At 65.9% G+C, this 24,030-nt stretch carries 22 protein-coding genes; 13 read left to right on the forward strand and 9 right to left on the reverse strand.

Annotated elements, in window-relative coordinates; translation table 11 throughout:
* Positions 1 to 2 precede the first annotated feature (2 nt).
* From GR167_RS16415 to GR167_RS16425, 3 genes are all read left to right on the forward strand, one after another.
* Positions 3 to 995, forward strand: a complete 993-nt coding sequence (locus GR167_RS16415) for an ABC transporter ATP-binding protein (protein WP_160974810.1) — start codon at positions 3 to 5, stop codon at positions 993 to 995.
* Positions 992 to 2,026 (forward strand): ABC transporter ATP-binding protein, encoded by a 1,035-nt coding sequence (locus GR167_RS16420; RefSeq protein WP_160974811.1) that lies wholly within the window; start codon positions 992 to 994, stop codon positions 2,024 to 2,026. Before GR167_RS16415 ends, GR167_RS16420 begins: the two co-directional genes overlap by 4 nt.
* Positions 2,027 to 2,123: 97 nt before the next feature.
* Complete coding sequence (locus GR167_RS16425) at positions 2,124 to 3,056, forward strand: LysR family transcriptional regulator (RefSeq protein WP_160974812.1); 933 nt, start codon at positions 2,124 to 2,126, stop codon at positions 3,054 to 3,056.
* On the opposite strand, the gene GR167_RS16430 is transcribed toward GR167_RS16425, so the two are convergent.
* Complete coding sequence (locus tag GR167_RS16430) at positions 3,053 to 3,616, reverse strand: TetR/AcrR family transcriptional regulator (protein ID WP_160974813.1); 564 nt, start codon at positions 3,614 to 3,616, stop codon at positions 3,053 to 3,055. The two genes, GR167_RS16425 and GR167_RS16430, sit on opposite strands and share 4 nt — an antisense overlap.
* A 101-nt stretch (positions 3,617 to 3,717) precedes the next feature.
* Here GR167_RS16430 and GR167_RS16435 point away from each other — a divergent pair, with 101 nt between their 5' ends.
* Genes GR167_RS16435 through GR167_RS16450 form a run of 4 tightly spaced genes read left to right on the forward strand, consistent with a single transcriptional unit; the run spans position 3,718 to position 7,446 of the window.
* Entirely contained in the window at positions 3,718 to 4,914 is a 1,197-nt protein-coding gene (locus GR167_RS16435; RefSeq protein ID WP_160974814.1) for an acetyl-CoA C-acyltransferase, read from the forward strand.
* Entirely contained in the window at positions 4,911 to 5,414 is a 504-nt protein-coding gene (locus GR167_RS16440; RefSeq protein ID WP_160974815.1) for a PaaI family thioesterase, read from the forward strand. Before GR167_RS16435 ends, GR167_RS16440 begins: the two co-directional genes overlap by 4 nt.
* Complete coding sequence (locus GR167_RS16445) at positions 5,411 to 6,580, forward strand: MFS transporter (RefSeq protein ID WP_160974816.1); 1,170 nt, start codon at positions 5,411 to 5,413, stop codon at positions 6,578 to 6,580. Before GR167_RS16440 ends, GR167_RS16445 begins: the two co-directional genes overlap by 4 nt.
* Positions 6,581 to 6,582: 2 nt before the next feature.
* Positions 6,583 to 7,446 (forward strand): alpha/beta fold hydrolase, encoded by an 864-nt coding sequence (locus tag GR167_RS16450; RefSeq protein WP_160974817.1) that lies wholly within the window; start codon positions 6,583 to 6,585, stop codon positions 7,444 to 7,446.
* A gap of 116 nt (positions 7,447 to 7,562) precedes the next feature.
* On the opposite strand, the gene GR167_RS16455 is transcribed toward GR167_RS16450, so the two are convergent.
* Positions 7,563 to 8,948: a short-chain fatty acyl-CoA regulator family protein gene (locus GR167_RS16455; protein WP_160974818.1), complete on the reverse strand. Its 1,386-nt coding sequence runs from the start codon at positions 8,946 to 8,948 to the stop codon at positions 7,563 to 7,565.
* 138 nt (positions 8,949 to 9,086) lie between these two features.
* Between GR167_RS16455 and GR167_RS16460 the strand changes: the two genes are divergently transcribed.
* Genes GR167_RS16460 through prpB form a run of 4 tightly spaced genes read left to right on the forward strand, consistent with a single transcriptional unit; the run spans position 9,087 to position 13,101 of the window.
* Positions 9,087 to 9,500 (forward strand): acyl-CoA thioesterase, encoded by a 414-nt coding sequence (locus tag GR167_RS16460; protein ID WP_160974819.1) that lies wholly within the window; start codon positions 9,087 to 9,089, stop codon positions 9,498 to 9,500.
* On the forward strand, positions 9,487 to 10,998 hold the full coding sequence (locus tag GR167_RS16465; RefSeq protein ID WP_160974820.1) for an MmgE/PrpD family protein: 1,512 nt from the start codon (positions 9,487 to 9,489) through the stop codon (positions 10,996 to 10,998). Before GR167_RS16460 ends, GR167_RS16465 begins: the two co-directional genes overlap by 14 nt.
* Before the next feature lie 14 nt (positions 10,999 to 11,012).
* Complete coding sequence (gene prpC / locus GR167_RS16470) at positions 11,013 to 12,182, forward strand: bifunctional 2-methylcitrate synthase/citrate synthase (RefSeq protein ID WP_160974821.1); 1,170 nt, start codon at positions 11,013 to 11,015, stop codon at positions 12,180 to 12,182.
* Between the two features lie 4 nt (positions 12,183 to 12,186).
* Positions 12,187 to 13,101, forward strand: a complete 915-nt coding sequence (prpB, locus tag GR167_RS16475; protein WP_160974822.1) for a methylisocitrate lyase — start codon at positions 12,187 to 12,189, stop codon at positions 13,099 to 13,101.
* 3 nt (positions 13,102 to 13,104) lie between these two features.
* Here prpB and GR167_RS16480 read toward each other — a convergent pair whose 3' ends face one another.
* The 7 genes from GR167_RS16480 to GR167_RS16510 all read right to left on the reverse strand — a co-directional run bounded on the left by GR167_RS16480 (position 13,105) and on the right by GR167_RS16510 (position 20,628).
* Entirely contained in the window at positions 13,105 to 14,034 is a 930-nt protein-coding gene (locus tag GR167_RS16480) for a homocysteine S-methyltransferase family protein (RefSeq protein WP_160974823.1), read from the reverse strand.
* Between the two features lie 214 nt (positions 14,035 to 14,248).
* Positions 14,249 to 15,157 (reverse strand): N-carbamoyl-D-amino-acid hydrolase, encoded by a 909-nt coding sequence (locus GR167_RS16485; RefSeq protein WP_160974824.1) that lies wholly within the window; start codon positions 15,155 to 15,157, stop codon positions 14,249 to 14,251.
* Complete coding sequence (locus GR167_RS16490) at positions 15,154 to 16,377, reverse strand: M20 family metallo-hydrolase (RefSeq protein WP_160974825.1); 1,224 nt, start codon at positions 16,375 to 16,377, stop codon at positions 15,154 to 15,156. The genes GR167_RS16485 and GR167_RS16490 overlap by 4 nt, the downstream gene beginning before the upstream one ends.
* The gene (locus tag GR167_RS16495) at positions 16,377 to 17,615 is read right to left on the reverse strand and encodes a diaminopropionate ammonia-lyase (RefSeq protein ID WP_160974826.1); all 1,239 of its coding nucleotides are present in this window, start codon (positions 17,613 to 17,615) and stop codon (positions 16,377 to 16,379) included. The genes GR167_RS16490 and GR167_RS16495 overlap by 1 nt, the downstream gene beginning before the upstream one ends.
* A 69-nt stretch (positions 17,616 to 17,684) precedes the next feature.
* Complete coding sequence (locus GR167_RS16500) at positions 17,685 to 18,722, reverse strand: DctP family TRAP transporter solute-binding subunit (protein WP_160974827.1); 1,038 nt, start codon at positions 18,720 to 18,722, stop codon at positions 17,685 to 17,687.
* 38 nt (positions 18,723 to 18,760) lie between these two features.
* Positions 18,761 to 20,047 carry a TRAP transporter large permease gene (locus tag GR167_RS16505; protein ID WP_235915995.1) on the reverse strand — a complete coding sequence of 429 codons (1,287 nt, stop codon included), beginning with the start codon at positions 20,045 to 20,047 and terminating at the stop codon, positions 18,761 to 18,763.
* Positions 20,044 to 20,628 (reverse strand): TRAP transporter small permease, encoded by a 585-nt coding sequence (locus GR167_RS16510; RefSeq protein ID WP_160974828.1) that lies wholly within the window; start codon positions 20,626 to 20,628, stop codon positions 20,044 to 20,046. Before GR167_RS16510 ends, GR167_RS16505 begins: the two co-directional genes overlap by 4 nt.
* Positions 20,629 to 20,676: 48 nt before the next feature.
* Between GR167_RS16510 and GR167_RS16515 the strand changes: the two genes are divergently transcribed.
* Positions 20,677 to 21,537, forward strand: a complete 861-nt coding sequence (locus GR167_RS16515) for a MurR/RpiR family transcriptional regulator (protein ID WP_160974829.1) — start codon at positions 20,677 to 20,679, stop codon at positions 21,535 to 21,537.
* A gap of 96 nt (positions 21,538 to 21,633) precedes the next feature.
* Entirely contained in the window at positions 21,634 to 23,886 is a 2,253-nt protein-coding gene (locus GR167_RS16520) for a Calx-beta domain-containing protein (protein ID WP_160974830.1), read from the forward strand.
* Positions 23,887 to 24,030 lie beyond the last annotated feature (144 nt).

Here is a 24,030-nt window from a genome sequence, read left to right on the forward strand (position 1 = left end):
CGATGTCCTTGCTTTCCGTACGTGACCTGACGGTCAAATTCGCCATGCGGGACCAGACGGTGACCGCGCTGAACCAGATCTCCTTCGACGTCGGCCGCGGCGAACGCATCGGCATCGTCGGTGAATCCGGCGCCGGCAAGTCGATCACCGGGTTTTCGCTGCTCAACCTGATTTCGAAACCGGGCTTCATCGCGGGCGGTGAAATCCTGTTCGACGGGCAGGACATCGCCAAGATGAAGGAAGCCGAACTGCGCAAGATCCGCGGCAACCGGATGGCGATGATCTTCCAGGACCCGATGGTGACGCTGAACCCGGTGCTGACCATCGGCCAGCAGATGGTCGAAACCCTGATGGCGCACCGCAAGCTGTCGCGCGCCGAGGCCGAACAGATCGCGGTGCTGAAACTGCGCGAGGTCTATATCCCGTCGCCCGAGGAACGGCTGCACCAGTACCCGCACGAACTGTCCGGCGGCATGCGGCAGCGGATCATCATCGCCATCGCGCTGCTGCTCGATCCGCAGCTGATCATCGCCGACGAACCCACCACGGCGCTGGACGTGACGATCCAGGCCGACATCATGGAACTGCTGCTGGAACTGTGCCAGTCGAACAAGGTCGGTCTGATCCTGATCACCCACGACCTGGGCGTGGTCAGCCAGATGACCGAACGCACCCTGGTGATGTATGCCGGGCGGATCATCGAAAACGGTCCCACCCGCGAAATCATCAACGACCCGCAGCACCCCTACACGCAGGGCCTGATCAACGCGTTGCCGCAGCAGACGCTGCCAGGGCACAAGCTGAAGCAGATCCCGGGCAACATGCCGGCGCTGACGGATATCCCACCGGGCTGCCCGTTCAGCCCGCGCTGCAGCTATGCCACCGACCGCTGCCGCAGCGAACGGCCCCGGATCAGCCGCTACGGCACCGTTGAGGTCGCCTGCCACGAAGTCGAACGGCTTCTCAAGGACGAGAAAAAGGAAATGACGGCATGAAGGACGCGATCACTCAGGATGCGCCGCTGCTGAAGCTGAAGGGGCTCGAAAAACGGTTCGAGCTGGACAAGGGCCTGCTGGAGCAGATCAAGTTCAAGAACGGTAAACTGACCCGCGAAGCGCGCGCCGTGCATGCGGTGAACGGCATCAACCTGACCGCCAACCGGGGCGAGGCGCTGTGCGTCGTCGGCGAATCCGGCTGCGGCAAATCCACTGTCGCCCGGCTGGTCGCCGGGTTGCTGACGCCTTCGGCCGGGGAAATCCATTACGACGGTTCCCGGATCGACACGCTGGGACGGCGCGAATTGCTGCCGCTGCGCAAGAAGATGCAGATGGTGTTCCAGAACCCCTATTCGTCGCTCAACCCGCGGATGACGATCCAGCAGGCGCTGGAAGAACCGGTCAGCCACCATTTCCCGAAATTGTCGCGCGCCGAGGTGCGCGACAAGGTGGCCGAAGTGATGCGCTCGGTCGGCGTCGATCCGAGCTGGGGTAAACGCTACCCGCACGAATTCTCGGGCGGCCAGCGGCAGCGGATCGCGATCGCCCGGGCGCTGACCGTCGATCCCGAATTCGTCATCGCGGACGAACCGATTTCGGCGCTCGACGTGTCGATCCAGGCGCAGATCCTCAACCTGATGCTGGAAGCCAAGGACGAACGCGGGTTGACCTATCTGTTCATCACCCATGACCTGTCGGTGGTGCAACATTTCGGCACCCGCGTCGCGGTGCTGTACCTGGGGACGTTGTGCGAATTGTCCGATACCGCAACGTTGTTCGAAAACCCCAAGCACCCCTATTCGCGGGCGCTGCTGTCGGCGGTGCCGCAGCTGAAGGACGACAAGCCCAATCACATCCGGCTGAAGGGCGAGATCCCGACGCCGATCGAGATGCCGCAGGGCTGCCCGTTCCAAAGCCGCTGCGCCTTCGCGACGAACCGCTGCCAGGCGGAAAAACCGCGCCCGCTGCAGCAGCCCGACGGGTCGCTGGTGGCCTGCCATGCCGTCGAGGAAGGCAGGATTGATGCGTGACGCCCGCCCCGCAGGGGTATAACGCGGTGCCCGTCCCCTTGCCGGGGGCGGGTTGCATTTTATCTTGCCCTGACACCTGACCCACGAAAGAGACGCTTTGGACATCATCTGGCTGAGAGACTTTGAAGCTTTGGTCGCGCAGAGAAATTTCTCGCGCGCGGCGGAAGAGCGCAATGTCAGCCAGCCTGCCTTTTCCCGCCGCATCCGCGCGCTGGAAGACGAGGTCGGGGTCAAGCTGATCAACCGCCAGACGCTGCCGCTGTCGCTGACGCCGGCGGGCGAGGTGTTCCTGGAACAGGCGCGGATCATGCTGCGGACCTACCAGGACACTCTGGAACGCTGCCAGACGATCGACGCGGCGTCGGGCGACGTGATCCGCTTCGCCACCTCGCAAGCGCTCTACATGACGCATTACAAGACCCATATCGCGCCGCTGGTGGAACAGCGGGGGCTGGATATCGATCTCAATTCGACGTCGTGGGGCGCGGATCAATTCGTGTCCGCCCTGCAGCAGAACTACTGCGACGTGATCCTGACCTATTGGCATCCGGCGATGGATTTCCTTGCTCCGCTCGAAGTGGCGGGCTGCGATTACATCACGCTGAGCCATGACGAATTCATCCCGGTGTCCAAGTGTGACGAAGGCGGCGCGCCGCTGTTTTCGTTGGAAAACCCCGGCAAGAAACCGATCCCGCTGCTGGCCTACGGCGCGGTTTCGGCCCTGCGTTTCGTGCTGGATCACACGCTGAACCAGAACATCAGCAAACCGAACCTGCTGGTGATGAACCGCAACGCGCTGGCGATCAGCGTCAAGGGGTTGATCGCCGAAGGCTTCGGCATGGGCTGGCTGCCGCGGTCGCTGTGCCAGAAGGAGCTGGACAGCGGTACGCTGTGCATCGCCGGGCCTGACAGTTATCGCAGCGCGCTGGAAATTCGCCTGTACCGGCTCGACACCAACACCAAAAAGACGCTGGGTGCGCTTTGGGACAAGCTCCAGGATTCCGTCGACGGGGCTGTTGCCAAATCCTAGTCTGAACCGCCTTCCGCCGGGCTGGCGCGGTTGGCGTCAAGGATCGTCGCGGCAAGCGCCGGGTCCTTCACCGCGCGGGCGAGGGTGATGGCGCCGATCAGCCGCGACAGGTGGCGGATCGCGGCACCCTGATCGACCTCGGCACTTTCCGACAGGATCGACAGGCTTTTATGCAGCCCCTCGTCGAAGGCCGCGCGCAGATCGTCGTCATGGCGCGGCGCTTCGCTGGCCAGCGTGGCATAGGTGCAGCCCTTGCCCCGATGCGCCATGTGGATGTCGGACAGGTACCACTCGGCCAGCGCCTGCAACGGATCGTCCCCGGCATCCTCCAGCACCTTTTCCCAGGCCTTGGCATTCTCGGCCAGGCCGAAGGCCGTAGCCTCGGCGATCAGCGCTTCCTTGCTGTCGAACTGCTTGTAGAAGGCGCCGTTGGTCAGGCCCGCGGCCTTCATCAGTGCCGCGATCCCGATGCCGTCATAGCCGTCTTCGCGGAACATCCTGCTGGCGGTGCGGACCACGCGGTCCCGATTCTTGGCGGCGTCTTCGCGACTCATGCGCATGGGCAAATCCTCCGATGTCCCTTTAAATTATAGTCATAATCCTAATGTTGACAACAAGGATTATGACCATAATCTTAACGGCGCATTCAGAGGAGGCTTTCATGAGCGCCACAACCACCGATCCGATCGTCATTTCGTCAGCGCGGCGCACGCCGCTGGGGGCCTTCATGGGGGCGTTCGCGACCACGCCCGCCCCGTCGCTGGGGGCGGCGGCCATCCGCGCGGCGCTGGCCGATGCGGCGATCCCGGTGGGCGAAGTGTCCGAGGTGCTGATGGGATGCGTGTTGCCCGCTGGAATCGGCCAGGCGCCGGCGCGGCAGGCGGCGCGGGGTGCCGGGCTGGTGGATGCGACCGGGGCGACCACTGTGAACAAGGTCTGCGGATCGGGGATGAAGGCGGTGATGCTGGGCCATGACCTGATCCGGGCGGGCAGCGCGCGGATCGTCGTGGCGGGCGGGATGGAATCCATGTCCGGCGCGCCCTTCCTGCTGCCCGGCATGCGCGGCGGTCGCAAGGCGGGCAGCGCCGAGGTGCTGGACCATATGATGCTGGACGGGCTGGAAGACGCCTATGACCGCGGCCGCCCGATGGGGATGTTCGGCGAAGCCGCCGCCGAACGCTACGGCTTCAGCCGCGAGGCGCAGGATATTTACGCGGTGGAAACCCTGGAGCGCGCCCGGGCTGCGGTCGAAGGCGGCGCGTTCGATGCCGAATGCACCCCGCTGACGGTGCGCGGGCGGCGCGGCGATATCGTGATTGACCGAGACGAACGGCCCGGACAGGTCGACCCCGCAAAGGTTCCCGGCCTGCGCAGCGCCTTTGGCGCGGGGGGCACGATCACGGCGGCCAGTTCCTCGGCCAATGCCGACGGGGCGGCGGCGCTGGTACTGGCTTCGGAATCGACCGCCACGGCGAAGGGGATGCCGGTGCTGGCGCGCATCCTGGGCCACGCCACCCATTCGCAGGACCCGGCCTGGTTCACCACCGCGCCGATCCCGGCGATCCGCAAGCTGCTGGAACAGGTCGGTTGGAGCGCCGGTGACGTCGACCTGTTCGAGATCAACGAAGCCTTTGCCGTGGTCGCGATGGCGGCGGCGCAGGATATCGGCATCCCGCGTGACAAGCTGAACGTGAACGGCGGCGCCTGCGCCCTGGGCCACCCGATCGGGGCGACGGGGGCGCGGATCATCGTCACGCTGCTGCACGCGCTGCGCGCGCGCGGTCTGCGCCGGGGCATTGCCTGTCTTTGTATCGGTGGCGGCGAAGCCACCGCGATTGCCGTGGAGGTGGCACAATGAACGCACATGAAACGATCCCGATGCCGGAACTGAACTTCGGCCTGGCCAACCCGGCCGAAGCCATGGCGATGACCGGGCGCGAACAGATGCAGGCCATCGTCGAGGGCCGCTTTCCCGCGCCGCCCATCGTCGACACCATGCTGCAGTGGATTCACGAAATCGGCGATGGCTGGATCACCTTCCTAGGCGATCCGCATCCGCGTTACCTGAACCCGATGGGGCTGGTGCATGGCGGCTGGACCATGACCTTGCTGGATTCCGCGCTTGGCTGCGCGGTGCAGACGATGCTGGCGGCGGGCGAAACCTTCGTGTCGCTGGGCACCGAGGTGAAGTTCATCCGTCCGGTCCGCGCCGATAGCGGTCAGGTCCGCTGCACCGCGCAGGTCGACAGCCGGGGCGGGCGCACCGCGACGGCGACGGGGCGGGTCACCGATGGCGCGGGCACGCTGCTGGCCACGGGGACGACGACCTGCTTCATCCGACCGGCGGGGGCGAAATGAAACTGATCGCGCTGATGTTCTGCCCCTTCGCTTTCACCACCGGGGCCTTCGTTTTCTCCGGCGTGCTGGAACCGATGGCGGCGGTGCTTGGCGTGTCGGTGGCGGCGGTGGCGACGCTGCAATCGGCCTTCGCCATCGCCTGCGCGCTGTGCGGTCCGCTGCTGGCGCAGGCCACCCGGCGCCTGCCGCCGAAAGCGCTGCTTCTCGCGGTGCTGGCGCTGCTGCTGGCGCTCAACGGGGTGTCGGCGATGGCGACGGATTACCAGGCGCTGTTCATCCTGCGCTTGCTGGTGGGCGGGGTCGGATCGCTGGCCTTCCCGCTGGCGACGGTGCTGGCGGTGGCGGGCGTCACCGCCGAGGACCGGCCCAAGGCGGTCTCGGCGGTCTATGCCGGCATCCCGATGTCGCTGATCGTCGGTATTCCGCTGGGATCGGTCGCCGGCAACGCCTTCGGCTGGCCGGCGAGCTTCGTTGCCACGGCTTTGATCTGCGCCGCGGCACTTATCCTTGTCTGGCGGTTCGTGCCAGCCGCGCCGCTGGCCGAACGCGCCACCGGGCAAAGCCGTTTCGGCCCGCCGGTCTTTGCCCATCTGGGCGTGACCTTCATCGCCGCCACGGCGCTTTTCGCGATGGTCGGGCTGATCGGGCCGATCATCCGCGCCACCACCGGGTTTTCCGGCACCGGCATCGCCGCGATCCAGTTCCTTGCGGGGCTGAGCAGCCTTGCCGGGGTGCGCCTTGGCGCGCGGCTGGTGGCGCAGCGGGCGCGCTTCGCGCTGCTGGTGCCCTTCGGGTTGCTGGCGGCCTCGCTGTCGCTGGTGCTGCTGCCGCTGTCTCTGTCGGCGGGGATCGTCAGCCTGTTCACCGTGGCGGGCATGGTGGCGAGCGTCTGTTTCGGCCCGGCGGCGCAATCGGCCACCGGCGCCCTGGTGCAGTCGCGGCTTGCAGACCTGGCGGGCCCGGCGGCGACGCTGGCCTTCGCGCTGAACGGATCGATGATCTATCTCGGGCAGGGGCTTGGCATCGTGCTGGGCGCTGCTGCCCTGACGCGCGCGGGGCTGAGCGCCGCGCCGCTGGCCGGGCTGGTGCTGACCCTGCCCGGTCTGTTCCTTGCCGTGCTGATCGCGCGGCGTTTTTCCGACCCCATCCCCTTCAAGGAGGCATGATAATGCCCACACTCGACCTGGAACCCGAGCTGAGCCGTTTCGAGGCGGCCGTCACCCATCACGAGGTGCAAAACGGCGACGTCGCCCTGCATTACGCCAGCATCGGTACCGGACCTCTTGTCGTCTTCCTGCACGGCTTTCCCGACCATTGGCTGACCTGGTGGCGGCAGATGGAGGCGCTGTCGAAGACCCATCGCTGCGTCGCGCTGGACCTGCGCGGCTATAACCTGAGCGGCCAGCCCGAGGATGTTGCCGCCTACGATCCCGATACGCTTGTTTCCGACGTGCGCACGGTGATCGACGATTGCGGCGCCGAGTCGGCAATCGTGATCGGCCATGACTGGGGCGGTTTCGTCGCCTGGCAGACCGCGATGCTGGCGCCCGAAAAGGTCTCGCGGCTGGGCATCGTCAACATGCCGCATCCCTGGGCCATCGCCCGCGAACTGGCGATCAACCCGGCGCAGGAGGCGGCGAGCGGCTATGTGCGGCTGTTCCAGACCCCGGGCACCGAGGCGGGGCTGGATTTCGGCCACCTGTCGGGCTGGATTCACGATGCGGCCTTTCGCAAGCGCCACGACAAGGCAATGGCGGCGTCGAAACCGGTGGCGATGCTGAATTATTACCGCGCCTGTTTCCCGGCCCCGCCTTACGAGGTTCGCTCGGAAGCGCCGCCGCCGGTGCAGGTGCCGACCCTGGCGATCCACGGGCTTGAGGACCCTTACGCGCTGCCCGCCGGGTTGAACGACCTCTGGGGTTGGGTCGCGTCCGACCTGACGATCAAGGCCTGGCCGGGCGTCGGGCATTTCGTGCAGCAGGACGTGCCGGAGCGTTTGACCGAAACGCTGCAGAACTGGCTGGCCGCATAGGGGCAGGGCGGCCGCGCCGGGGGGCTTGGGGGCTGCTGCCCGTCGCGGGCCCCCGATCCCCGGCGTCAGGCCCGGCACCGGCGCCGCCCCGCGAAACCGGGGCGGCGCTTTTGCATTCATTCGCCGGAATAGGGCGCGAAACGCGACCGGTCCGGATCGGGGCGCAGCGGTCTGCCGGTCATCGGGAAGGCGCGTTGCGGGCAGGCGGGGCGGTCGCAGATCTTGCAGCCGGCGCCGATCGGCGTGGCCTGGTCGGGATTGCGCAGGTCGATCCCGCGCGCATAGACCAGCCGCTCCGCATGGGTCAGGTCGCAGCCAAGCGCGACGGCAAAGCGTTTGACCGGCGCGCCGTATCCGCCGGCGCCATGGCTTACCGTGCGCGCCACCCAGAGATAGGACCGCCCGTCGGGCATCTGCGCCACCTGGGTCAGAACCTCGCCGGGGCGGGAAAACGCCTCGTAGACATTCCACAGCGGGCAGGACCCGCCGATGCGCGAGAAATGGAAATCGGTGGCCGATTGCCGTTTCGAGATGTTCCCCGCCCGGTCGACCCGGATGAAGAAGAACGGCACACCGCGCGCCTGCGGCCGCTGCAGGGTCGACAGCCGGTGGCAGGTGGTTTCGAACCCGACGCCGAAGCGCTGCGCCAGCAGTTCGATATCATAGCGCTCGGCCTCGGCGGCCTCGATGAAGGCGCCATAGGGCAGGATCAGCGCCCCGGCGAAGTAATTCGCCAGCCCGATGCGCAACAGGCCGCGCGCACCGTCGCTTTCCATCCCCGCCTCCTCGGTCAGCCGGTCGATTTCACTGCCATGTTCGAGAAAGGCGATCTGCGTCGCCATCTGAAACGCCCGCTGCCCGGGGCTGAGCCGCGCCGACAGGTGCAGGATGCCCGCGGCGGCGTCAAAGCGGCGCAGCACGGGGCTGTCGTCTTCCAGCGCGACCCGGATGCCGTGCCGCCCGGCCAGCCGGTCGGTCAGCCCCTCGGCCATCCGCCCGGGCCGCAGCCCCTTGCCGATGCTTTCGGCGGCTTCGTCCAGCGTCGGGATATAGTTGCGGTGTTCGTAGAAATAGTCGCGCACTGCCTCGAACGGGGCTGGGCCCGCGCCCAGTTCGCCGGTGATCCGGCCGTTCATCAGGTCCACCCGTTCGGCGGTTTCGCGCAGCCGTGCCTGCATGGAAATGATCGCGCGGGCGACATTGGGCATGTTGCCGGCGATCTCGCGCAGCTCGGCCAGCGACGCGCCCGCGCCCTGATCGGCCAGCGCCGCGCGCAGTTCGGGGATCAGCCGCGCTTCCTCGGCTTCGGAAAACAGCTGCACGTCCAGCCCGAAGACGGCGTTCAGCTTCAGCAGCACCGGCACGGTCAGCGGCCGCTGGTTGCGTTCCAGCTGATTGAGATAGCTGGGGCTGATTTCCAGCGCGCGCGCCAGAGACGCCTGGGTCATGCCGCGTTCCTCGCGCAGGCGGCGCAGCCGGACCCCCATGAAGGCCTTTTTCATTTCCCGATCCTTCGCAACATTCGCAATATTCGCGCGGTATCTTCGCAAAACTACGCTTTTTCAGTAGTTTAACCTGCATTACACCTTGTGAAAAGCTCCCCTTGCCAATCTTGCGAATGGCGGCAACCGGAGCATCACATGTCCCACCCTCCAAGCGATCCGGCCGTGCTGGTCGAAATGATATTTCCCGAACAGGCGAACCATTACGGCACGCTGTTCGGCGGCAATGCATTGTCGCTGATGGCCAAGGCGGCCTTCGTCGCCGCCACCCGCCGGGCGCGGGGTGCGGTGGTGATGGCGCGGTCCGACCGGGTGGATTTCGCCACGCCGGTCCGGGTTGGCGAACTGCTGGAGCTGCGGGCCGAGGTCATTCGCACCGGGCGTAGTTCGATGAGCGTCGCGGTCGCGGGCGAGGCGGAGGACATGGCCAGCGGCCAGCGCCGCGCGGTGCTGCAGGGGCGGTTCGAAATGGTGGCGGTGGATGCCGCCGGGCGGCCCCGCGCCATCGCGCAGAAATTTCAAAGGAAGGAAGACAGGCATGAAGATGCATGAAGTGCGGAGCTACAAATCCGCCGAACACCTCGCCCGCGAGGATCAGCTGGCGTGGAAGATCGCCGAAGTGGCCGCCGATCCGGTGGCGGTCGAGGCCGATGTGACCGAGATGATCATCAACCGGGTGATCGACAACGCTGCCGTCGCCGCGGCCTCGGTGGCGCGCCGTCCGGTGGCGTCGGCGCGGGCGCAGGCGCTGTGCCATGCTTACGCCCCCGGCGCGACGGTTTTCGGCATGCCCGCCGCGACCCGCGTCAGCCCCGAATGGGCGGCCTGGGCCAACGGCACGGCGGTGCGGGAACTGGATTTTCACGACACTTTCCTAGCAGCCGAATATTCCCATCCCGGCGACAACATCCCCCCGATCCTGGCGGTGGCGCAGCATTGCGGGCTGTCGGGCGCCGACCTGATCCGCGGGCTGGCGACGGGCTATGAAATCCAGGTCGATCTGGTCAAGGGCATCTGCCTGCACGAACACAAGATCGACCATATCGCCCATCTCGGACCGTCGGCGGCCGCCGGGATCGGCACCGCGCTGAACCTGCCGGTCGAAACGATCTATCAGGCGGTCCAACAGGCGCTGCACGTCACCACCACCACGCGGCAGAGCCGCAAGGGCGAGATTTCGTCGTGGAAAGCCTATGCCCCCGCCTTCGCCGGCAAGATGGCGATCGAGGCGGTCGACCGGGTGATGCGCGGCGAAGGCGCCCCCAGCCCGGCCTGGGAGGGCGAGGACGGGTTCATCGCCTGGCTGCTGTCGGGGCCCGAGGCGGTGTATCACGTGCCACTACCCGGTAAGGGCGAGGCCAAGCGCGCGATCCTCGACACCTATACCAAGGAACATTCGGCGGAATATCAAAGCCAGGCCCTGATCGACCTGGCCCGCCGCATGGGGCCGAAGATCGGCGATCTGTCCCGGGTGAAATCGATCCTGATCGAAACCTCGCATCACACCCACTACGTTATCGGCATCGGCGCGGGCGACCCGCAGAAGATGGATCCGAAGGCCAGCCGCGAAACGCTGGACCATTCGATCATGTATATCTTCGCCGTCGCGCTGGAAGACAGCGGCTGGCATCACGAAAATTCCTATGCCCCGGACCGGGCGCAGCGGCCCTCGACCGTGGCGCTATGGCACAAGATTTCGACCGCCGAGGACCCGGAATGGACCCGCCGCTACCACGCGCGCGATCCGAAGGAAAAGGCGTTCGGCGGGCGGGTGACGGTCACGCTCGACGACGGGTCGAAGATCGTCGACGAACTGGCGCTGGCCGATGCCCATCCCGACGGCGGGCGGCCGTTCACCCGGCCCAATTACGTCAAGAAGTTCCTTACCCTGTCCGAAGGCGTGATCGCGCCGGGCGAACAGCAGCGGTTCCTCGACCGGGCCGAAAACCTTGCCGATCTGAAACCGGGCGAGCTGGGGGAACTGAGTTTCGAAGTCGCCCCCGAACGGCTGGGCGATCCGCGCCCCAAGGGCATTTTCGACTGGAGCTGAGGAGGAGGAAAACCATGAGCGGTTCCGTGACAAAACCGAAGAAGTCGGTGGCGCTGTCGGGCGTCACCGCCGGCAATACCGCGCTGTGCTCGGTCGGGCAAAGCGGCAACGACCTGCATTATCGCGGCTATGACATTCTCGATCTGGCCGAAGCCTGCGATTACGAGGAAGTGGCGCATCTGCTGATCCACGGCAGCCTGCCCACGGCGGCCGAACTTGCGGCCTACAAGGTCAAGCTGCGCGGGTTGCGCGGCTTGCCCAAGACGGTGCGCGACACGCTCGAGGCGATCCCGGCGGCGGCGCATCCGATGGATGTTCTGCGCTCCGGCGTCTCGGCGCTTGGCTGCGCCTTGCCCGAGGCGGCCGATCACAACACGCCCGGCGCGCGCGACATCGCCGACCGGCTGATCGCGGCGCAGGGGTCGATGCTGCTTTACTGGTATCACTATGCCCAGAACGGCCGCCGCATCGAGGTGGAAACCGACGACGACAGCATCGCCGGGCATTTTCTGCACCTGTTGCACGGAACGCCGGCCGGCACGGCGCAGATCCGCGCGATGCATGTGACGCTGAACCTCTATGCCGAACATGAATTCAACGCCTCCACCTTCACCGCGCGGTCGATCGCGGGAACCGGATCGGATGTCTATTCCGCCATGAGTGGCGCCATCGGCGCGCTGCGCGGGCCGAAACATGGCGGCGCCAACGAGGTCGCCTTCGAGATCCAGAAACGCTATGCCACGCCGGACAAGGCCGAGGCCGACATCCGTGCCCGAATGGCGCGTAGGGAGGTGATCATCGGCTTCGGTCACCCCGTCTATACCGTATCCGATCCGCGCAACGTGGTGATCAAGCGCGTCGCCCGCCGCCTGTCCGAACAGGCCGGCGCAACGAAGATGTTCGCCATCGCCGAACGGATCGAAAAGGTGATGATGGATGCCAAGCGGATGTTCCCCAACCTCGATTGGTATTCGGCGGTGTCCTATCACCTGCTGGGGGTGCCGACGGCGATGTTCACGCCGATCTTCGTGATCGCGCGCAGCGCCGGATGGGGCGCGCATGTGATCGAACAGCGCCAGGACAACAAGATCATCCGCCCCTCGGCCAATTATGTCGGGCCGGAGGATCGCGCCTTCGTTCCCCTCGATCAGCGCGGGCTGTCCCTGTCTGCGGCGGCGGAGTGATGCGATGACCTATCTGATTGCGGACCACCTGCCCGATGACAGCGCCGGCCGGCGGTTTCGACAAGCGCTGAACGATCCCGGCATCCTGCAACTGCCCGGCGCCCATAACGGCCAGGCGGCGCTGCAGGCCAGGGCGGCGGGGTTCGAGGCGCTGTACCTGTCGGGCGCGGCGATGACCGCCTCGATGGGGCTGCCCGATCTGGGCATCATCACCATCGACGAGGTCTGTTTCTTCATCCGCCAGATCGCGCGGGCTTCGGGCCTGCCGCTGCTGGTCGATGGCGATACCGGCTATGGCGAGGCGCTCAACGTGATGCACATGGTGCGCGCCTTCGAGGAGGCGGGCGCGGGCGCGGTGCATCTGGAGGACCAGCTGCTGCCGAAGAAATGCGGCCACCTGAACGACAAGAAACTGGCCCCCGCGGCGGATATGGCGGCCAAGGTGGCGGCGGCGGCACGGGCGGCGCGCGATCTGGTCGTCATCGCCCGCACCGATGCGGCGGCGTCCGAAGGGATCGAAGGGGCCATCGCGCGCGCCAAGCTTTATGCCGAGGCGGGGGCGGAGGCGATTTTCCCCGAGGCGCTGACCTCGGTCGAGATGTTCCGCCAGATGCGCGCGGCCTTGCCGGGGGTGAAGCTGCTGGCGAACATGACCGAATTCGGCCGCACCCCCGCGCTCACCGCCGCCGAGTTCGAAGGGCTTGGCTATGACATGGTGATCTGGCCGGTGTCATCGCTGCGGGTGGCCAACAAGGCGCAGCAAAAGCTGTACGCGGCGCTGGCCCGGGACGGGGCGACCACCGCGATGATCCCGGAGATGCAGACCCGGCAGGAGCTGTACGACACGATCGGCCTCAACGCCTTCGAGGCGTTGGACCGGACCATCGCGGCCTCGGTCGCGCCGGAATGGGAAGGCTGAGCGTCAGGCGCTGCGCTGCGGGCTTTGATAGCGGTCGCGCAGCGCGGCGATATGATCCGACCCGATGCCGCAGCAGCCGCCGATCAGCGTGGCGCCCGCCCGCACCCAGCGATCGGTCCAGTCGGGATAGCGATCCGGGCTGAGATCGTCGCGCACCGCAGCCAGCACCTCGTTCGCCGCCCCGTCATCGCCGCGCGCGGTGAAGGCGTTGGCATAGACCCCGATGGGCAAATCGCGGCCAAGTTCGGCAAGCGTTTCGCGGGTTTCGATCACCGCGGCCTCCATCACCTCGGGCATGGAGCAGTTGAACAGGATCGCCTCGGCGCCCAGTTCCACCGCCAGTTTCACCGCGTCGCGCACCGGTTCATGAGAGCGCAGCATCGGCGGGCGGCCAGTGTCCTCGGGATCGTCGTCGCGCAGGCTGTAGGAAATCCACAGCGGTTTGCCGCTGCCCGCCACGGCGTTTGCGGTGACGCGGGCTTCTTGCAGGCTGCTCATGGTTTCGGCGAGCCAGAAATCGACATAAGGGTCCAAGCCTTCGACCAGGACGGCGAGGATTTTGGCGGCCCTTTCCGGATCGAACTGATCGGGAATATAGGACCCGCAGGCAGGCGGCAGGCAGCCCGCGACGCGCCCGCCGGGCCGGACGTCCGCCGTGGCATCGGCCGCTTCGCGGGCCAGGCGCCCGGCGAGGGCGGCCAGCTCCTTGCCCCGCGCGGCGAACCTTTCTTCTCCGATGTGGAACGGCACGACGGCATAGTTGTCGGTGGTGGCGATTTCAGCACCGGCGCGGAAAAACGCCTCATGCGCCTGGCGTACCGCATTGGGCGTGTCCATCAGCGCGCCGGCCGACCATTCGGGCTGGCGCAATTGCGCCCCGAAACGCAGCAATTCGCGGCTCAGCCCGCCATCGAGAAGAGTGATCCTGGTCATGTCGGCGATTCCATCAGAAATATCGATGCGTCCCGATAGCATCCGGGGCTTCGGGGCGCATGCTGTTATCGCCGAAAACGGGGATTACGCGGGGGGAAGCGCCCCGGCCGGGGGCGACCCCCGACTGGCTGCTGCACGAACGGGGCGCGGCGATGGCGAACCGGGTTTCCGGCGCGGCTTCGTCGGTCTGGCGCAGCCCTTCGATCCCTTGGCCCTATTTCGGGGCGGTGATCGCCGCGTAATCCTGCGGTTCGCGGTGCTGCGCGAAGTTGAACACGTTGGCGCGGATCTCGGCGCAGCGATCCAGGTCGACCTCGGCGGTGATCACCTCGTCGCCGGTGGTGGCGGCGCGGGCGAGGATTTCGCCGGTCGGGGCGACGATGACCGACCCGCCGATCAGTTCGCTGCCTTCCTCCATCCCCGCCTTGGCCACCGCCACGGCCCAGAGCCCGTTCTGGTAACAGCCGGCCTGCACCGACAGTTCATTGTGGAAATACTGCAAATGATCGTGTTCCGGCGCGGGCGGGTAATGGAACGGCGTGTTGTAGCCCAGCACGACCAATTCGGCCCCGCCCAGCCCCAGCACCCGCCAGGTTTCCGGCCAGCGCCGGTCGTTGCAGATGCACATGCCCAGCTTGCCACCGAAGGCGTCGAACACCGGGAAGCCCAGATCGCCCTTTTCGAAATAGCGCTTTTCCAGGTGCTGGAACGGCCGCCAGTCTTCGTTTTCGCGATGCCCGGGCAGGTGGATCTTGCGGTATTTTCCGACGATCTCGCCCTCGGGCGACACGATGATGGCGGTGTTGAAATGCCGCCCCTCGGGGGTCAGTTCGGCATAGCCGAGGTGGAACCCGATGCCCAGTTCGCGCGCCAGGTCGAACAGCGGCGCGACGGTGCCGTTGGGCATTTCGGTTTCGAACCAGGCGTCGATTTCGGCCTCGTCTTCCATGAACCAGCGCGGGAAGAAGGTGGTCAGCGCCAGTTCGGGAAACACCACCAGCGACGCGCCGCGGGCATGGGCCGCGCGCATCAGATCGCACATCCGCGCCACGGCGGAGGCGCGGGATTCGTCCTTGGCAATGGGGCCCAGCTGTGCGCCTGCGACGATGAATTTCCTGCTCATGTGGTTGCTCCTGCCAGATCGCAAACGAGGTCGAGAAGCACTTGCGCGCCCGCCATGATGTCGCCTTCGTCGCTGTGTTCGTTGATATTGTGGCTCAGCCCGTTTTCCGACGGGATGAAGATCATCGCGGTGGGGCAAAGCGGCGCGAACATCTGTGCGTCGTGCCCCGCGCCGGACGGCATCCGTTTCACGCTGAGCTGGCGCGCCTGCGCGGCCGCTTCGACCTTTCCCACCAGCGTGTCGTCGAAGACGACCGGGGCGAAACGCGCCAGCGGCCGGTGGGTCAGGCTGCATCCCGCCGCTTCCGCCGCCGCCTCTGCCTCGGCGATCAGCCGGGCGGTGGCGCGCTCCAGCACCTCGCCGTCGGTATTGCGCAGGTCCACCGTCAGCCGCGCCTGCTGCGGCACCACGTTGACCAGCCCCGGCGTCAGTTCGAACACGCCCACGGTGGCGACCTGCGGCGGGCCGTAATCGGCGGCGATGGCATCGGCGGCCAGCGCGATGCGCGCCGCCACCTGTCCCGCGTCACGGCGCAGCGCCATCGGCGTGGTGCCGGCATGGTTGCTTTGACCCGTCACGGTGAATTCGGTCCAGTGGATGCCTTGCACCCCGGTCACCGCGCCGACCTGCAACCCGTCCTGTTCCAGCACCGGGCCCTGTTCGATATGCAGTTCCAGATAGGCGGCGGGGATCACCGGCGCGTCGCTGCCGCGGTATCCGATCCGGTCCAGTTCTTCGCCCACCACGCCGTCGCCATCGGTGGCGCGCACCGCCAGCATTTCGTCCCGGTCCAGCGCGCCGCAATAGACGCCCGATCCCATCATGTCGGGGGCAAAGCGCGCGCCTTCCTCGTTGGTGAAGGCGCCGACGGCGACGGGCAGGTCGGTTTCGGCACCGGCGGCGTTCAGCGCCGCGATGACCTCAAGCCCAGACAATACGCCAAGCGCCCCGTCATAGAGCCCGCCGGTCGCCACCGTGTCGATATGCGATCCCATCATGATCGGCGCACCGTCGCGGCGGCCCTTGCGCAGGCCCCAGATGTTGCCGATGGCGTCGATGGAAACGGTCATTCCCAGGTCGCGCATCGTGGCGACCAGCCAGTCGCGCCCGGCCTTGTCGGTATCGCTCAGCGCCAGGCGGCAGACGCCGCCGCCTTCCAGCGCGCCGCGCTGACCGAGATCGGCCAGCATCCCCATCAGACGGTCGGAAGACACCTGCATCAGGCCGCCCCCCGCACTGCGTCGCCGGACAGGCCGACCAGTTCCTCGTACAGCGCGGCGTCGGTATCGCCCTCGGTGCCGAACAGCAGCACCCGGGCGTCGTGGCCCAGCCCCAGCACCGCGCGCAATTCGTCGTCATCGGCAATCGCTGTCAGCCCCGCCAGCCCCGCCACGGCGGATTCGCCCGCCACGATGGCCGGGTCGTTGCCCTCGGGCCGGGCCAGACGGCGCATCGCGGCGACGGCGGCGGCATCGGTCAGCGCGATCACCGCATCGGCGTGGTCCTTCAGGATTTCCCAGGCCAGCGCCGACACCTCGCCGCAGGCCAGACCGGCCATCAGCGTGTCGAGGTCACCCTCGACCGCCACCGGGCGGCCCGCCCGGATGGTTTCCAGGTAGCAGGCCGATTGATCCGGATCGCACAGCACGATCAGCGGCCGCCCGGCGCCCCAGCGGCGCACCGCCTGCGCGGTCACCGCCGCCGCCATGCCGCCGACGCCGGTTTGCAGGAAGATATGAGTGGGCGGGACGTCCAGCGTGTCGAAGGCTTCCGCCGCCATCACTTCGTACCCCTGCATCACGTCGCGGGGGACATCCATGTAACCTTCGTAGGAAGTGTCGGAAACGACGAACCAGCCTTCGGCGCTGGCGGTTTCCTGCGCCTCGCGCACACTGTCGTCGTAATTGCCCGCGCAGCGGCGCACCTCGGCGCCATAGGCGGCGATGGCGTCCTTTCGGGCCTCCGACACGGTGGCGTGGATGAAGATCACGCAGCCGCAGCCGAAATTCTGCGCGCCCCAGGCGACCGAGCGGCCGTGATTGCCGTCGGTGGCGCAGCAGACGGTGATTTGGGCGGCCTCGTCGGGGTAGGCGACGGAGGTCACTTCCTCCATGCTCACCTCACGCCCCAGCGTCTTCGACAGTTCCGCCTGCAGCAGCCGCGCCACCGCGTAGGCCCCGCCAAGCGCCTTGAAGCTGCCCAGCCCGAAACGGCCGCCTTCGTCCTTGTAGCACAGCTGAGCAATGCCCAGCCCCACGGCCAGTTCGGGCAGCCCAAGCAGCGGCGTCGGCGCGTAACCCGGCCAGCCGGAAATCGTCGCGCGCGCGGCGGTGAGCCCCGCATCGCTGAGGATCGCATCCTGGTCTGCGGTCCAGGGCTTGTCCTTGGCGGCCTGCGGGTTGAGGCAAAGGGTGAAGGCGTCGTCGCTGCCTGCGGCGCGGGTGTATTCGGTGGTCATGTTATCCTCGGAATTCTTGCCCCAAAGGGCGGGTGGAACCGGGCGCGGACGCCCGGTTCCTGTCTAGCATCAGAAGTTGGCGTTTTCCTCGGTGATCGAGGCCAGCATCGCGTCGAGCATCGCAGTGCCCTCGGCGCCGTATTTTTCCTCGATCAGCGCGCGCACGGCCGGTTGCGCGGCGGCAGCGAACTTGGCCTGTTCTTCCGCGGTGACGACGTTCACGTCCATCTTGGCCGCCAGCGCCGGCAGACCCTTGTCGGACGCTTCGATCACCCGGCTCATCGACCGGCCCGCATCGGTGGCGACGTCAGCCGCCCAGTTGACCAGGTACTGGTCCTCTTCGCTCAGCGACGCCATGAAATCGGCGTTCATGGTCCAGATATAGGGCGTGATCAGGTGGTTGGTGATCGACAGGTATTTCTGCACCTCATCGAACTTGGCGAAGGCGATGATCGGCACCGGGTTCATCTGGCCGTCGGCGACGCCGGTCTGCAGCGCGGTATAGACTTCCGCCCAGGGCAGCGGGGTCGGCTGACCGCCGAGCGAGGTGATCATCGCCTCATGCGTCGGCAGGGTCATGGTGCGGATGCGCTGACCTTCCATGTCCGCGACCGATTTGATCGGCGCCTTGCCCGAGGTGAAGGCGAAGAAGCCGCCCGAATCCAGCAGGCCCAGCACTTCCAGCCCGGTCGCGCCTTCCAGGTCGGCGACGAATTTCTTGCCGAAGGAGCTGTCTTCGTCGATCACCTTGGACGCCACGCCGATATTGGGGAAGGCGAAGGGGATGTCGAACACGCCGACCATCGGGTAATGCTGCGCCATGCCGCCCGAGGACGAGATCACGGATTCGACCAGGCCCGAACGGACCTGTTCGATCACTTCGTTATCCTTGCCGAGCTGGCCGTTGGGGAACAGCTGCACTTCGATCCGGCCGTTCGAGTTCGACTCGACCAGCGATTTGAACACCGCCGACATCGCGCCGGAATGGCTGGCGAACGGGTCTTCGGGGTTCAGGTGCGCCAGGCGGATGGTGATATCGGCGGCCTGGGCGCTTGCCGCCAGGCAGATACCGACCAGCGCGGCGGAGGCTGTTTTGAGGATCGACATTTGTTATTTCCTTTCCTGTTGGGAGGTTGCGCCGGGGTTCAGAGCCCCAGCAGTCTTGGTATGAAAAGCGTGAGATCGGACCAGAAGGCGATCACCGCGAGGATCGCCACTTCCGCGATGATGAAGGGCCACAGTTCGCGGGTGATCGCTTCGACCTTCTCGCCGGTGACCGAGGCCAGCACGAACAGGCAGGCCCCGACGGGTGGCGTCATCAGCGAGATATTGAGCGCCAGGATGATCATGATCCCGGCATGGACCGGTTCCATCCCGATCTGCGCCGTCAGCGGCGCCAGCACCGGGGCGAGGATGATCAGCGTCGCGTTGATATCCATCACCAGCCCGATCAGCAGCAGCAGCACGAGGATCAGCGCGATGATAATCTGCGGGTTGTCGGACACCGCCAGCAGGGTCGCGGCGATGGCCTGCGGGATGCGGTTGAAGGTCATCCACCAGCCGAGGATCGAGGCCGAGGCGATGATCAGGAAAATCACCCCGGTGATCCGGGTGGTGCGGACGCCGATCTCATAGAGGTCGCGCCAGGACAGCGCGCGATAGATCACGCCGCCGACGAAAAGCGCATAGGCCACCGCGATCGCCGCCGCCTCGGTGGGGGTTGCGAACCCGCCAAGGATCGAGCCGAGGATGAACACCGGCAGCAGCGCGGCAAGGAAACCTTCCTTCAGCGCCGCCCAGACAGCGCAGAGGCTGGGGCGGCCTTCGCCCTTGGGCAGGCCCTTGCGCTTGGCGGTCAGGGCGATCACGCCCATGCAGATCGCGCAGATCAGCAGCCCCGGCAGGATGCCAGCGGCGAACAGCCCCGCGATGGAAACCCCCATGATCGAACCGTAGATGATCGCCAGCGTCGAGGGCGGAATGGTCGGCCCGATGATCGACCCGGCGGCGGTGACGGCGGCGGCGTAGGACCGCTTGTAGCCCGCCTTTTCCATCGCCGGGACCATCGTGTTGCCAAAGGCCGCCGCGTCGGCGGTGGCCGACCCGGTGATGCCCGCGAACATGACGCTTGCCACCATGTTGGAATGCGCCATGCCGCCGCGCATCCAGCCGACCAGCGCGTCGGCCAGCCGGACCAAGCCTTGCGTGATGCCCGAGCGGTTCATGATCTCACCCGCAAGGATGAAGAACGGCATCGCAAGGAAGGGAAACAGGTCCAGCCCGGCAAACATCCGGTCCGGCGCCATCTGCAGGAATCGCGGCCCCATGTCGATGATGCCCACCATCCCCGCCACGCCGATGGCGAACCCCACCGGCATCCCGAAGGCCAGCAATCCGAAAAAGGCGACGGCGACCAGAAACGTACCCATCATTCATCCCCCGCCATGGTGGCGCCGGTGGCCGCAGGGGCCTTTTCGGCAAAGAAATCGTGCAGCCCGATCAGCGCCAGCTGGATGCAGGCCATCAGGGCGGCTAGCGGCACGCCCATGAACGGGTATCCCTTGGGAATGTCGTAGATCATCGTAAGCCGCGAAAATCCCTTCACCGCGAAGCCGATGCCGTAGAAGAACAGCGCCGCGAAGAAGGCGAAGGCGATCACGTCGAAGGCCACCGCCAGCCAGCGCCGCACCGGCGCGGGCAGGCGGCCGAAGATGAATTCGACCCCGATATGTTCGCGGTAGGCGATGCCCGAGGACACCGCCAGCAGCGACATCCAGATCATCAGGTAGCGCGCCAGTTCCTCGGTGAAGGTCAGCGGCAGCGGGATCACGTAACGCACCAGCACGCCCAGCCAGACGTCGAGCACCAGCACCAGCAGAAGCGCGACGCAGACACGCTCCACCAGCCAGTTGATGCGCAGGCTCCATACCCGTGCTATTTGCGCCTTGTTGGTCACGTCTTCGAATCCCTTCGCCCTGCGAGTCTTGACGGATACATGAAAAATGTTTTTCATCAGTGTGCAAAATAAGAAAATCAGTTTTCTTTCCGCTGGAGTCAAGAATTGATTAAAAATCGAGCAGAAACCGCCCCGCAAACCCTGGCGAAGCGCATTCACGAAGCGTTTTCTGGATTGCCCGAGGGGGAGCGCCGGATAGCCGAAACGGTCCTGCACGACCCGGCGGAGCTGGCGGTGGCGACGGCGTCGGAACTGGCGCAGCAGGCCGGGGTGTCCAACGCGACGGTCAGCCGGTTTTTCCGCCGCCTCGGCTACAGCAATTTCGAAGCGGCCCGGCAGGAGGCGCGGCGGATGCGGGCGACCGGATCGCCGCTTTATACCGGTCGCAAGGCGCAGCAGGCGGCCGATCCGATTTCGGATCTGGTGGCGCAGGAAGCGGCGCTGATCGAAGCCACCCTGTCGCGGCTCAACCCGCTGACCCTGCGCGACATCGGCGAGGCCATCGCAGGGGCCGCGCGCATCCGCACGCTGGGCTATCGCAACAGCCATTTCCTGTCGCAATACATCACCGCGCAGCTGGCCCAGATGCGCCCCGGCGTGTCGCCGCTGCTGCTGCCGGGGCAGACCCGCGCCGAAGGGATCGCGGCGCTGGAAGAGGGCGATCTGGCGATCATAGTTGGGCTCCGCCGCCGGCCGCGGGATTTCACCGAAACGGTCGAAGCCATCGCCGCGCGCGGGGTGAAGATCGTGCTTTTGGCCGATCAGACGGTGCGCGAAGCCCCCGCAATGGCGACCTGGACGCTCGATTGCGTGGTCGACACGCCGCAATTCGCGGATTCCTATGTCGGGGCGATGTCCGTGCTGCGCCTGATGACGATCGAGGCCAGCCGCGCCCTGGGCGACAAGGGGCAAAAACATCTCGAACGGGTCGAAGACCTGCGCGGCGAGATGGACGAGCTGGAATAGGCCGGGTGCCAGAACCGGCGCGTCATTCCGGCAATTTGTGTTTTATCCCCGGCGGAGTAGGATAAAGAGGTTGGCAACTTGTCGGGGCCTTATCCTATGACCACCTATTCGATGGTGCCGGTCACCACCAGCGTCGACGAAGACGCGGGGTCCATCACCTTCACCATCACCCGGTCGGACGTGCTGACGGCCGAAACCATCTATTTCTCGACCCTGGTGACCGAAGGCTACGCCAACGAGGGCGATTATGAGGGCATCGTCAATCAGGCGGTCACCTTCGACGCCTGGGACAGTTCTGCAACGGTGACCGTCACCCTGACCGACGACAGCATCGCCGAGGGCAGCGAACGCTTCGGCGCGATCATCCAGAGCGATCCGTCCGACCCGGTCACGATCTATCTCGACCGCTCCACCTTCACCATCGAGGATGACGATCCCGCCAGCCCGGAAACCGGCTATGCGATGGTGCCTGTCACCACCAGCGTGGCGGAGGGGGCGGGGACCATCACCTTCACCATCACCCGGTCGGGCGACCTGACGGCCGAAACCGTCTATTTCTCGACCCTGATCACCGAAGGATACGCCAACGAGGGTGATTATGAGGGTATCGTCAATCAGGAGGTCACCTTTGGCGCGGGCGAAAGTTCCGCGACGGTGACCGTCACCCTGACCGACGACAGTATCACTGAGGGCAGCGAACGCTTCGGCGCAATCATCCAGCGCAATATCTCGGACCCGGTCGCGACCTATCTGGCCCGCTCCACCTTCACCATCGAAGACGACGATCCCGACCCTTATGACGACGGCTGGGATATCGTGGTGCTCGAATCCCCCGGGATCATAGACGGTGCTACGCCGGGCCCCGATGCCGTCACGATCTTCCCGGCGGTTGTCGAAGCGGACCCTGCATTTCAGCAGGCCATCATCGACCTGGCGGAGAAATACGCTATCCCGGCGGCCTATCTGCTGGCGATCATGGATTTCGAAACGGCGGGGACCTTCAGCCCCTCGTTGCAAAACCCGATTTCGGGCGCGGTGGGGCTGTTGCAGTTCACCCAGATCGGCATTTCCGGCTGGGACGTGACGCTGGAACAGCTGGCCGCGATGTCGGCGGCGCAGCAGATGGAATGGGTCGAGATGTATTTCGACCGCTATATCGCGCCGGGATCGGCCCCTTCGGTTTCCGATCTCTACATGTCCGTCCTCTGGCCGGTGGCGGCGGATCAGCCGGACGATTACGTGCTGTTTTCCGAAGGGTCGCTTTACTACAGCCAGAACGCGGCGCTGGACCTGGATGGCGACGGCGAGGTCACCAAGCTTGAGGCCTCGGCCGCCGTCACGGCGCTGATCGCCGATTATCTGACGCTGGAAACACAGATATTACAAGGGGATGGCGCTGAGGACCGGCTTCTGGTGCGGGCCGTTGCGGGCCAGGCGAACGATGTCCGGATCGCTGCGGAGGATGGTGCGGTCGCGGTCTATTCGAACGACGGCGACACCCCGAACCTGATCGTCTCTAGTTATGGGGAACTGCATTTCCAGGGCGGGGAATTCGAGGACCGGATTACCGTCGAAGACCTGTCCGGCACGGATGTCGCGGACAATGCCCTGCACCTGTTCGGCGCAGGCGGCGACGATGTGCTGGAGGCGTCTTCCATGCCCCTGTCGATCCATGCGGCGGGAGGCGATGGGGACGATCTGATTTTCGCCGGTCTGTCGGATGACGCGATCGAAGGCGGGCTGGGGCGCGATACGCTGGTCGGCGGCGACGGCGACGACACGATCTTTGGCAGCGAGGCCGACAACGATTCTTCCGAGGACCTTCGCGACGTCGTCTATGCCGGGGCGGGCCGCGACGTGATCGACGGCGGTTATGGCAATGATGAACTGCGCGGCGATGCCGGTGACGACACCATCACCGGCGGATTCGGCGCCGACACGGTGATCGGCGGCACCGGCGACGATGTTCTGACCGGGCAGGCGCTGTCGGACCTGATCCTTGGCGGCGACGGGATGGATTTCATCAATGGCGGCTTCGGCCATGACCGGCTGATGGGCGGCGATGGGGCGGACCGGTTTTTCCACCTGGGCATCGAAGGGCACGGTTCGGACTGGATACAGGATTTCGATTCCGTTGAAGGCGATGTGCTGCAATTCGGCGGATCGGCGACGGCGGACCAGTTCCAAGTGAATTTCGCCAATACCGAGAATGCCGGGTCAGCCGACATTGACGAGGCCTTCGTGATCTACCGCCCGACCGGGCAGATCCTCTGGGCGCTGGTCGATGGTGGTGCGTTGGGCGGAATCAGCCTGTCCGTCGCGGATGATGTGTTCAATCTCTTGGCGTAATTTTGCGGAAAAAATTACCTGGGATTGAAAATTGATCTAGATCAAAATTTTCAGAAATTTCCCATTTTTCAGGCGCTCGGCCCCTGCGAATAGCAAAACTTTTTACCGCCATGTGTCGTAGGGGCAACAAGGTTAAGAAATATA

Origin of the sequence: Thalassovita mangrovi (assembly GCF_009857745.1) — a bacterium.
GTDB classification, from domain to species: Bacteria; Pseudomonadota; Alphaproteobacteria; order Rhodobacterales; family Rhodobacteraceae; genus Thalassobius; species Thalassobius mangrovi.